Source organism: Photobacterium sp. GB-72 (assembly GCF_003026095.1).
In the GTDB taxonomy this organism is placed as follows: domain Bacteria; phylum Pseudomonadota; class Gammaproteobacteria; order Enterobacterales; family Vibrionaceae; genus Photobacterium.
The window spans coordinates 101,978-112,836 of the sequence record NZ_PYNV01000016.1; the positions used below are offsets into that span (position 1 = coordinate 101,978).

The window sequence follows — 10,859 nt, forward strand, 5'->3', positions numbered from 1 at the left end:
TTTATGACTGATATTAGAACGCTTGGTGAATTCATTGTCGAGAAACAGAGTGACTTTCCTCATGCAAGTGGCGAGCTTTCATCCCTATTAGGGTCAATTAAACTCGCAGCTAAAATCGTCAACCGAGAAATTAACAAAGCAGGATTGGTCGATATTACAGGTACGGTCGGCGAGAACAACATCCAAGGCGAAGAGCAACAAAAGCTCGATGTCTATGCCAACGATAAATTTAAAGCCGCTCTTGAAGCAAGGGATCAAGTCTGTGGTATTGCGAGTGAAGAAGAAGATGAAGCTGTTGGATTTGATAAGCCATTAAATTTAAATGCAAAATACGTTGTTTTAATGGACCCTCTCGATGGTTCATCTAATATTGATGTTAACGTCTCTGTGGGAACGATATTTTCCATTTATCGCCGAGTTTCCCCTGTCGGCTCTCCTCCAACAAAAGAAGACTTTCTGCAAACCGGCAACCAACAAGTTGCTGCTGGGTATGTCATTTATGGCTCATCCACTATGCTCGTTTATACCACGGGCAATGGTGTTCATGGTTTTACCTATGATCCCTCATTAGGGAGTTTTTGTCTCTCTCATGAGAATATGACCATTCCACAAGATGGCGTCATTTACTCGATTAACGAAGGTAATTACATTCGTTTTCCTACCGGTGTAAAACAGTACATTAAATATTGCCAAGAAGCTGTGCCAGAAGAAAAACGACCTTACACATCACGCTACATAGGCTCGTTAGTTGCTGACTTTCATCGTAATTTATTAAAAGGTGGGATTTATCTCTACCCAAGTACCGCCAGTTACCCTAATGGTAAGTTACGTTTACTTTACGAATGTAATCCCATGGCATTTATTGTCGAGCAGGCTGGCGGTAAAGCAACGAATGGTTTTCAGCGGATCTTAGATATTCCACCAACCGAACTACATCAGCGCGTACCCTTTTTTGTTGGCTCAACCAATATGGTCGAAAAAGTCGAAAGTTTGTTACGTGAATATCCAGAAAACTAACTGTTAACTCGATACATGTCGCGCATTTAAAGGCGCGACACATCAACGATGATGATTTGCTTTTGTTTTTGTTTACATTCATTATAATTTTAACAAACAACACATTTCATTAACCTTAGAAGGAATTAGTCATGAGCCTTAATCAGGTCCCTGCTGGCAAGGATATCCCAGAAGATATTTACGTTGTTATTGAAATCCCTGCAAATGCAGATCCGATTAAATATGAAGTAGACAAAGACAGTGGTGCGATTTTTGTTGACCGTTTTATGTCTAGCCCGATGTTTTATCCGTGTAACTATGGTTACGTTAACCACACGCTATCGCTTGATGGTGATCCGGTCGATGTACTCGTACCAACGCCACATCCACTCGTTCCGGGCGCAGTGATCCGCTGTCGTCCTGTTGGCGTGTTGAAGATGACAGATGAATCAGGTGAAGATGCAAAAATCGTTGCCGTGCCTCACAGCAAACTAAGTAAAGAATATGATCATATCCAAGATGTGAATGATCTGCCTGAATTACTTAAAGCACAAATCACTCACTTCTTCGAGCGCTACAAAGAGCTTGAGCCAAACAAGTGGGTAAAAGTAGAAGGCTGGGATAATGCAGAAGCAGCAAAAGCTGAAATTCTGACTTCCTTTGAACGTGCTCAAAAGAAGTAATTAGCTAATAACACTTATTAATAGCGGTAAAATATAATGAAAAATAAACGTGGTTTACTCGCGGTATTTTTAACTTTTTTTACCGCTATTTCATTTGCTAAAAATGTCACCCCAGATGAATTTTGGCAACTAGAGCAAGCACATAACCCTATCATTGTTGATGTAAGAACAGCCGATGAATTTGCCGCTGGACATATTCCTAACGCTGTTAACATTCCTTTTGAACAGATCGCTACAATTTCAGAATATTTGACAGACAAGTCCAAACCGATATTACTCTACTGTCGCTCAGGCCGACGTGCTGAAATAGCAGAAGCTGAGCTATATTCTCTTGGCTATAAAAACACATTTAACGGCATAAGTTACCAACAACTCCTCCGAACTAAACCAAAGGACTAAACCAAAGGACTAAACCAAAGGACTAAACACATGCTACAAACATAAAAAAACCCAATGCAAGCATTGGGTTTTTTATTAGATGGCATCACTAATGATTAATTAAATTCAAATTGGTAAAGCAAGTCCACAGCCTGATCGAGACCATTTACTGCTTCGATATATAAATTCTTCATCAAGCGATAACGTACTGTAAACTCATCCACATCATTAAATAAGCCTACGCCATATTTCACCTGTAGTCCTGGTGCGATATAACCACTAACAGTGACTTGTGAGTCGTCGCCAGCCCCTGCGGTAGATAAGCTAAGATCTTTGATCCCAACGGCTTCACCAACATCACCAACAAGTTGACCACTTTGCGCCAGTCCCATACCTATCAATGCCGTCGTCATCGCATTACCCGAACCACCATCATCCTCACTATCAAGATTACGGCCAGTTAAAATATACGATAAAGCATTTTGTTGTGGCATAGCAGGATCAGAGAAAATCGTTACTTCCGGTTTATCTGCAGAGCCTGTCACCTTCACACCAGCAATAACATCATCTTCGATATTATCAGGATCACGAATCGCTTCTATCGACAGGAATGGTTGATCTGCAGGACCGTTAAATAATATCTGCCCTTTACGGATAAGTAATTCCTGTCCCAGAGCTCGATAAAACGACCCTTTGGCAATATTCACTTCACCGTAAATCATTGGTCCTTTACCATCTTGGCGAACATTCAAATCACCGAATAAACCAGCTTTTAAACCAAACGCTGATAACTTCACGTCATCACCAACATGCACCATAATATTGGTTGTAATATCAAACGGCACAGATTTTTTCGGTTCAACTGGTTCTAGGTTATCTTTTAAAATGACCTGATCTTTAGAAACCGCGATCGCAGATTTTGGTAATTGATTAACCGTAATACGTCCCCATGGAATCCCCACCTTTCCGCTAATATCTGCAGATTTAGGTGTTGCTTTAATGGTGAGATCTGGAGAGACCTTAAGGGAAACCATTGGCGGCATACTCACTTGTAACTCTTTACCATTAATATTTAATTCTGTTTTCCACGCCGCCATATCTTGCCAGTCACCAGTACCACGTAACAGCAATTGCCCATCAGGAGTATAAATATTCCCCATTAACGTTGCGTTATACCCCTTAAAGGCTAATTTGATATCAGCGTTCTGAACATCTAATGGTACTTTACGCCCTCTTGCTTCTAGCTTCGTGACTTGTAATAAACCATTCACTGCGGGGTGCATGATTGGGCCGGTTATTTGCAAGTTAGTATCAACTTGACCACCAAACTGATGGTAGTCTTTAATAACAGGCTCTAAGAATGCAAGTGTAAAACGATCTAATTTCACATTAGCATTAATGCGCTTATCACCTTGTAGATCAGTGATTTTAGCATTACCGGATAAATCACCATTATTTTTAACCGCCACTAACCAATTAGCATTTAGAACATCATTTTCCATCTCAGCATTGACGGTAACTTTATCCCAGCCTAACGCTAATGGGGCATCATCGGTATCCACTTGTTGAGTAAAACTGCCGCTTGGCATCAAAATCTGGGCTTTCACATAGGGTGCACTCTTTGGCGCCCATTTAGCGACAACGTTCGCACCAAGCTCGCCGTTAACCTTCATCTGCTCAGGAATAAATGATTTCAATAAATCAAAATTGAATCGTTTTATTGCTAACTGCGCATTACCCGATGCACCAGCAGTCAGATCCTGAGTTAAACAAATGCCAGCTTTACCTTGTTGCCAACAGTGAGCACCGACAGTTGCCATTGCAGTTTTCAGATCATAACGAATAGGTGTTGGATGGTTTAATACCCACTCACCAACAGGAGTCGTAAAGTCACCTTTTTGCAAGATCCCTTGCCAGCCTGTCTTACGATCTAATTTACCGGTTAGAAGTAATTCAGTGCCAACGGGCTCCCCTTTTACTTTTACCGTTAAACGATGATCTTGCTCTGTGCCTTTAAACAACACATCCATATCATCTAACGTAACACTATCAAATTTCCCTTTTTTAGCATTTAAACTAATATCAGCTTTTAATGCTGGTAATGGCGTTACGCTACCTTTCAATTTAAAAGACGCAAGGCTTGCGACTTTTTGCCAACCAAGATCATCACCTTCAAGATCAAGTGTTACATCCGGTTCAGCCATTTTGCCTGATAACTTCACCTCACCATTAACACGACCATGTAAGTCCGCTAATGATTTAGATAAATCTGGCGCTTTAATATCAGCAACAACGTTCCACGTCTTGTCTAATTCACCTTTCGCGACTAAACCATTAGGACCATGCTTTAATGTTAAGCCCTGTGTTTTAAACTTAAGATCTTTACCTTTACCCGTCACATCAGAAGCATCAAGCTGACCATGAAGCTCAAGAGGCTGTTTCATGATGGAGCCATTAACAGCAAGTTCTGGCAATTTAATAAACCAACCACCTTTTGCAGTTAAACCACCCGATGTATTTAACTTACCGCTTATGTTGCCTTCCGCTTCTGGCCATTGCTTACCTGGCTGGATATTGGCAAAAGCGAGCTGGCCTTGCCATTTAACAAGATCTTTCCAACTTGCTTTTGCATTGCCGGTAATAGAACCACCTAAGGTCTCTACATTCAGCGCAGATAAGTTCACCGAATCAAGGTTACCTTTACCTTTCAAATTAAATTTCACGTTTGGCATAGGCGTGCCATTTACGTTACTTTTAGCATTAAACGTAAACCCCTTTAAGCTACCTTTGGCGTTTATATCAGTATTGGCAACAGTAAATTCTGCTTTTTTATCAATCGGCCACTGTAAATGCTTACTGGATACCACCACATCAAAAGGAAGATTCGGATCTAGCGGCGATAATTTACCCTTAACCAACGCATCTAATTTACCTTTTAACGTCGCATCAAGTACCAATTTCGCTAATGATCCTGATGCTTTTAAATGCAACTGATGTCCTTCAACAGGCTTCATCGATATCTTTGCATTCGCATCTAATGAAAGTGGGTAATCTCCCGTTAACGTCACATCAGCTTTCGCGGTTAAAGACGCTTGAGGCGCATTTACCTGCAACTTATCAATCTTGATATCGCTGTCTTTAGCATTCGCAATCAGCTCTAATAACGAGATCTTTTGTGGCGTTTCGCCAGCTAACTCGAAGTCTTTTACCGTAAAGCGCTCAATATCAAACGACATCGGTAGCACAACATCAGGCAGTTTTATTGCTTCCGCTTTTTTCGTTGATTTCGACGCTGCAACTGACTTCTTATCAGCCGTTTTAGATGGCGCTAATGATAAATAAATCCCTTCCCAATCCGTTGGCTTTAAGGTGACATGACTGCCTTGTAAATCTGCTGCTGTAGAGAAATGCTTCCAGCGCACTTTATTCGCCAAGATATCTAAATCGATATCATCAAGCGTTACCTTCTCAATATGAATAGGTAATGGCATTGAGATTTCAGTGACTGGCTCTGAAGGTTGTTCAGGCTTATCCGATGCAGGAGGAAGTTTTGGCATTGAAAACTTCACACCTTGCACCCCTAGATCAGAAATACAAATCTCAGGGGTTAATAAACAGCTATCATTTAATGTTAAATTCAACTTATTAACAGCAAGATCTATATTACCGTCGTTATAACGGACATTCTTAAATTCAAAACCATCAAGCAAAGCGCCTTGCGATTCACCAATCGACAGGGCAGGAAGCGCTTTTTGCACTCCCCATGCAGCAACTTTAATACCAGCAGGAGTATAAAGTAGTGCAGCAACAGCAATAACTAATAATAATAATAAGGCTAATACGCCAAGTGCTATACGCTTAACCCAAATCATAATTCAGGACCTAAAGTAAAGTGGAGCTGAAATTCATCTTTGCTCAGTTTAAGGAAACGATCATTATTGCTCTTGTTCTTATCTAAGCCCCAAGCAAAATCAAGGCGAATAGGACCTACAGGTGAAACCCATCGAACACCGACTCCGGCACCACGCTTCCAATCAGGTGTAGTATTCCAAGCAGAACCATAATCATAAAATACAGCCCCCCACCAATCACCATAAACACGGTGTTGATATTCAATGCTAGAGGTTGCCATATAACGACCGCCTTCCATTTTGCCTTGGCTATTACGAGGAGAAATAGACTGATAACCATAGCCTCGAAGGCTACTATCACCACCAATAAAATAACGTAACGAAGGTGGGACATCTTGAATGCCATCACTAATAATAGCACCGCCATCTAAACGCAAAATACCACGCTGATTTTCACCAAAACTACGAATCCAAGCATTTTTTGCTTGTACTCGAGCAAAAGTCGTATTTGATCCAACATTTTTATTAGCAAGATCAACAGAAAAATTATATTTACTCCCACTGGTCGGGAATATTCCTCCAACCATACTACTTTTACTGTATGACAATCCTGGCATCAAAACATTGAAAACACCTTTTTCCATCCCACCTTGTTCATATTTCTCCGTCAACCAACGAAGCGCAATAGTACGATTCCATCCCGAATCTAAACGCCAATGACGTTCAACCCCGATACCAAATTGTGTACTTACCGTATCGTGTGTATCGACATAACGTATGCCCCCGACAACTTGATAATAATCATTCAACACATCATCGAGTGGGATCTTATAAACCGCTTCAACTTTTGGCTCATCTTTCGATATTTCGGATTTCAAGTTAAAGCTATGGCCTTTACTCGTGATCCACGGTTTTTTCCAATTGAACTTCAAACGAGGGCCGGTATCAGTCGAAAAGCCAATACCGGTTTCAAATTGATTTTTTATTTGTGGCGTAACAACAACATGAATAGGGATCGCATCATCTTTACGCTCTTTTACATCCCCACCAACAAAAATGGAAGAAAACCAACCAACGTTAGACAAACGTTCATTGTACTCTCCCAGTTTTGAAGCTAGATAAGGTTCATCTTCCGTGTAAGGGATCATTGAACGTAAGCGGTTATCATCAATTTGGCTTCCCTGAAAAGTCGTTTCACCAAAGGTATAACGTCGACCTGAGTCAAAATTAATATCGATAAAGACCTCGTTACGACTAGGTACCACCTCTAATGTACTTTTCGTTAATTCATAATCAAAATAACCACGTCGAAGTGCTAAGCTCTTTAATGATGCTTTAAAAGCCTCATATTTACCTTGATTAAGCGGTTCACCAATCCCTAAACCACTGCTTTTTACTAATGAAATAAAAGCAGGATCATTTTTAGCATCACCAGTAATAATCAGATTACTTTTACTAATATGCGCTCGTGGACCTTTATCAACGGTAACCACTATTTTAGTTTTAGCGCCGCTACCCGAGACTTGATAATCAAACTTTGGCTGGTAATAGCCCAATGCCTGCAGCGCGTCGCTAATTTCATTTAATACCTGATCTTTAAAGCGCAATGTCGCACTATAATCATCCTTTGATAATGCAGAAAGATAAGCATCAACATTATCTTCTACTTTTCCATCTAAGCCTTTAATCTTCAATGAAGAGGCCATAACTGGACTCGATAGCACCAAAGCAAATGATGTCACACCCAGCCATTTAAAAACTTTATTCATTCTATTGTGCTTCTTTGCGAAATTTAGAATTAATTACGAATCCATTGTGGCAAAGCGATAAGTAACTTCCAACCTTTGCCATCTGAAAACTTATGAATATTGAACCGAATAGAATTTTTAACCATTTTCAGCTACCTATTTATAAATATTAACAAAATGAATCTAAAAAAAAGTAACCTAAGGTCAATGAAATTAAGAAAAACAGTGCCTCAACACGAATTTATGCCATCTTTTTAATAGAAGTATTAGACGTATTCTAAGTCTTAACTATAACTTCATTGCCATTATTATAGCCTGTTGGAATTATTAATAATTATCACTAAATAAATAGTGTACTGAAAACGGTTCAAACTACTTTCAGCAACTAAAACAACTGTAGAACAATTAATAACTTTTTTTGAGAAAAATAATTTAATACCGCTCTGTAACTGAATACATTATATAGGAGGGAGTATATTTGTGTTGTCATATGGCAGGATCAAGTTTTCTGTTAGCCGAAAGCAGGAACAAAGTAAAACTTACATCTGACTCGTATTCCAATTTAGAGAGAAATACGCTAGATTTTAGTGATTACACAGCTATTCCTGATAGTACCTGAATCTCTTTATTCACCTCAGTTAATACATTTAATGCTTTTAAATCACCAGACTTAGGTGGTAATAGTCGTCCGCTATCAAATTCAAAGCCACCTACCCCCATAATAAAAATACGACCTCTAAAATAGCTTTTTACATAACGAGCCACTTGGTTTGGTCGGTAAATTTTAAAGATTCTAAGCATATTTTCCTCACTCAACGGTTACAGATATAGACCGCAAATCGATGACTTTGTTTCATCACATTAAAACTTAATGCAAACAGCCTGCCATATTCCAATAAATACGAAATTTGTAACAATAATGATCGACTTAGAGCCCAAATATTAACTTCTGGTACTACCAGATCAAAGAAGATTAACTATCATAATCACAAATCAGACTAAAAAGAGGCAACACATGAAATTGAAAGCAACCTTTATCTTACTTGCAGCTTTAGCCCCTTCAATCAGCTTTGCTACCAATATCAAGCTAGGTTATTCATTACCTGGTGTTACAGTTACCAATAAAGGTGAGCTTGTTTTAAAAGATAAGGCGATTAGTTACAAATCATGGAGAAGTACAAAACTAACAGGCAAAATGCGTATCGTATTCGCAATAGCTGGACGCAGTGCAGCCAAAGAGCTTAACGCGCCACTTGTTGCAGCTATTTCTGCCGCAAAATTTCCGGAAAATGAGTACCAAACAACAACGATCATTAACCAAAATGATGCGATGTGGGGTACGGGTGGCTTTGTAAAATCAGCAACAGAAGACAGTAAACGTGAATACCCATGGTCATCAATAGTGCTGGACAGCAATGGGATTGTTCAAAAAACATGGGATCTAAAAAAGGAAAGCTCTGCCGTATTTGTTGTAAATAAGGCTGGTAAAGTCATATTCGCTAAAGAAGGCAAACTGACACCTAGTGAGATTAAAAAAGTAATCGGTTTAGTGAGTAAAAATTTATAATGAGACTTTAGTCACCTCTCTCTGGGTGGCTAAGTTTTTTCAAAGTAATAAAGAAACGATAGCTCTAGTCGATATACTATTTACTAAAAAACCAAAGCAAGTAACTCACGATCGTTGAATAACCAATGACTAAAATAAGATCAGTAATATATCGATTCAATTTTTTCATGGGATGCTCCGTAATCATTAGTTACTTTAAATTAACACAAAGATAACATCTCATTATGTTCGTTGCTAATCATGAGATCAAGATAACAAAAATGAGTTAACGATTGGTTAAGAGAATGAAAGAAGTATGACTAATAAAGTAGAGAGTATAGATAAACCAATAGAAAATAGTCGAGCGCTTGGAGTGTTAAAAACATTAACCGACAGTAAAAAAAAAATAAAAAGCATCGCAGAAAAATATGCTATCGATGGGGAAATTAACAATACTCAAGAGAGGACTTTAAAACAAAGATTACAAGTTCGTCTTCAAAAAAAACGTCAACAAGAACAATCAAATTTAGAGCAGATCATAAAACAAGCCTATAACCAATGTAATGATGAGACAGCGAGAGATCCTGATCCTGATTGGTTAGTAAGATTTATAGAGATGGCTCAACAAATTCATACTCCATCCATGCAAAAACTGTGGGCAAAAATTCTAAAACAAGAGATCATTCAACCAGGCTCAGTCTCTCTTCGCACGTTAAAAATACTCTTATCAATGACACATCGAGAAGCCGCTCTATTTCAAAAAGTCCTTACTCTTACCTGTTGCATTGGTAACGATAAAAATAAAAAACTTCTCACAAGTATCAAACAGCGAACAAGCAGCTTTAGTTTTCATAGAAGTCACCAAACACATATTGATTATAACCAATACCATTTACCTTATTCGTCTATTTTAATTTTAACTGAACTTGGGCTGCTATTAAGTACAGAGCTAGAAACAAACTTAATAAGTTACACTGATAAACTCAATTTCAACTACCATACAGAGTCTTACAGTTTATCACCCATCAAAAAAGGGACATCGTTCACCTATTATCGTTTATCACCAATAGGACAGGAATTAGCCCAACTAATTGGTTCACAGACTCATGATGAGTATCAAGAGCAACTAAATGAACTACTTTTAAAATATTTTACGGTAGCTCACCAATACTGATACACAGCCTAAATTTTTTTGACTCCGCTTTTTTAATAATTATTAAAACGGGTGGAACACGAAATAGCAGGCAGCTAGTAGCTTCCCAATAAAGCACCTAACTCACTACCCTATAATGATCATTTTCTACAGACAAAAAAAACCTGAATCTTTCGATTCAGGTTTCTCTAATAAAGTGGCGGAGCGGACGGGACTCGAACCCGCGACCCCCGGCGTGACAGGCCGGTATTCTAACCAACTGAACTACCGCTCCGACGAACATGGATGTTCTAATATCGTGAAGCCATGGATGGCTAAGAGCGATAACACCACATGCGATATCCATAGTTCAAATAGATATCTATTTTTTATTTTCATCTTTTTCTTAAAAAGATGAAAACGAATTGGAAGCCTGGCGATGTCCTACTCTCACATGGGGAGACCCCACACTACCATCGGCGCTATTACGTTTCACTACTGAGTTCGGCATGGGATCAGGTGGGT

8 protein-coding genes, 1 tRNA gene and 1 rRNA gene are annotated in these 10,859 nt (G+C 39.0%); 5 read left to right on the plus strand and 5 right to left on the minus strand.

All coding sequences use genetic code 11. The features are described from left to right. Nucleotides 1–3 precede the first annotated feature (3 nt). From fbp to C9J40_RS16850, 3 genes are all read left to right on the plus strand, one after another. Nucleotides 4–1,017, plus strand: coding sequence for a class 1 fructose-bisphosphatase (fbp, locus tag C9J40_RS16840; protein ID WP_107247493.1), 1,014 nt, complete (start codon nt 4–6; stop codon nt 1,015–1,017). A 131-nt stretch (nt 1,018–1,148) separates the two neighbouring features. Further along, nucleotides 1,149–1,679, plus strand: coding sequence for an inorganic diphosphatase (gene ppa, locus C9J40_RS16845; RefSeq protein WP_105059407.1), 531 nt, complete (start codon nt 1,149–1,151; stop codon nt 1,677–1,679). Between the two features lie 36 nt (nt 1,680–1,715). Beyond that, complete coding sequence (locus tag C9J40_RS16850) at nt 1,716–2,078, plus strand: rhodanese-like domain-containing protein (RefSeq protein ID WP_107247494.1); 363 nt, start codon at nt 1,716–1,718, stop codon at nt 2,076–2,078. 95 nt (nt 2,079–2,173) lie between these two features. Here the strand turns inward: C9J40_RS16850 and C9J40_RS16855 are convergent, their stop codons facing one another. From C9J40_RS16855 to C9J40_RS16865, 3 genes are all read right to left on the minus strand, one after another. Beyond that, the gene (locus C9J40_RS16855) at nt 2,174–5,929 is read right to left on the minus strand and encodes a translocation/assembly module TamB domain-containing protein (protein ID WP_107247495.1); all 3,756 of its coding nucleotides are present in this window, start codon (nt 5,927–5,929) and stop codon (nt 2,174–2,176) included. Further along, on the minus strand, nt 5,926–7,677 hold the full coding sequence (locus tag C9J40_RS16860) for an autotransporter assembly complex family protein (protein ID WP_107247496.1): 1,752 nt from the start codon (nt 7,675–7,677) through the stop codon (nt 5,926–5,928). The genes C9J40_RS16855 and C9J40_RS16860 overlap by 4 nt, the downstream gene beginning before the upstream one ends. Nucleotides 7,678–8,247: 570 nt before the next feature. Then, nucleotides 8,248–8,457, minus strand: coding sequence for a DUF1107 domain-containing protein (locus C9J40_RS16865; RefSeq protein WP_107247497.1), 210 nt, complete (start codon nt 8,455–8,457; stop codon nt 8,248–8,250). 214 nt (nt 8,458–8,671) lie between these two features. Between C9J40_RS16865 and C9J40_RS16870 the strand changes: the two genes are divergently transcribed. Continuing rightward, on the plus strand, nt 8,672–9,223 hold the full coding sequence (locus C9J40_RS16870) for a YtfJ family protein (RefSeq protein WP_107247498.1): 552 nt from the start codon (nt 8,672–8,674) through the stop codon (nt 9,221–9,223). Nucleotides 9,224–9,518: 295 nt separating this feature from the next. After that, nucleotides 9,519–10,376 (plus strand): TIGR03899 family protein, encoded by an 858-nt coding sequence (locus C9J40_RS16875; RefSeq protein WP_107247499.1) that lies wholly within the window; start codon nt 9,519–9,521, stop codon nt 10,374–10,376. A 176-nt stretch (nt 10,377–10,552) separates the two neighbouring features. Here C9J40_RS16875 and C9J40_RS16880 read toward each other — a convergent pair. Both C9J40_RS16880 and rrf read right to left on the minus strand, forming a co-directional pair. Beyond that, nucleotides 10,553–10,629 (minus strand) — tRNA-Asp (locus C9J40_RS16880). A 136-nt stretch (nt 10,630–10,765) separates the two neighbouring features. After that, a 5S ribosomal RNA gene (rrf, locus tag C9J40_RS16885) occupies nt 10,766–10,859 on the minus strand; the annotation flags it as partial.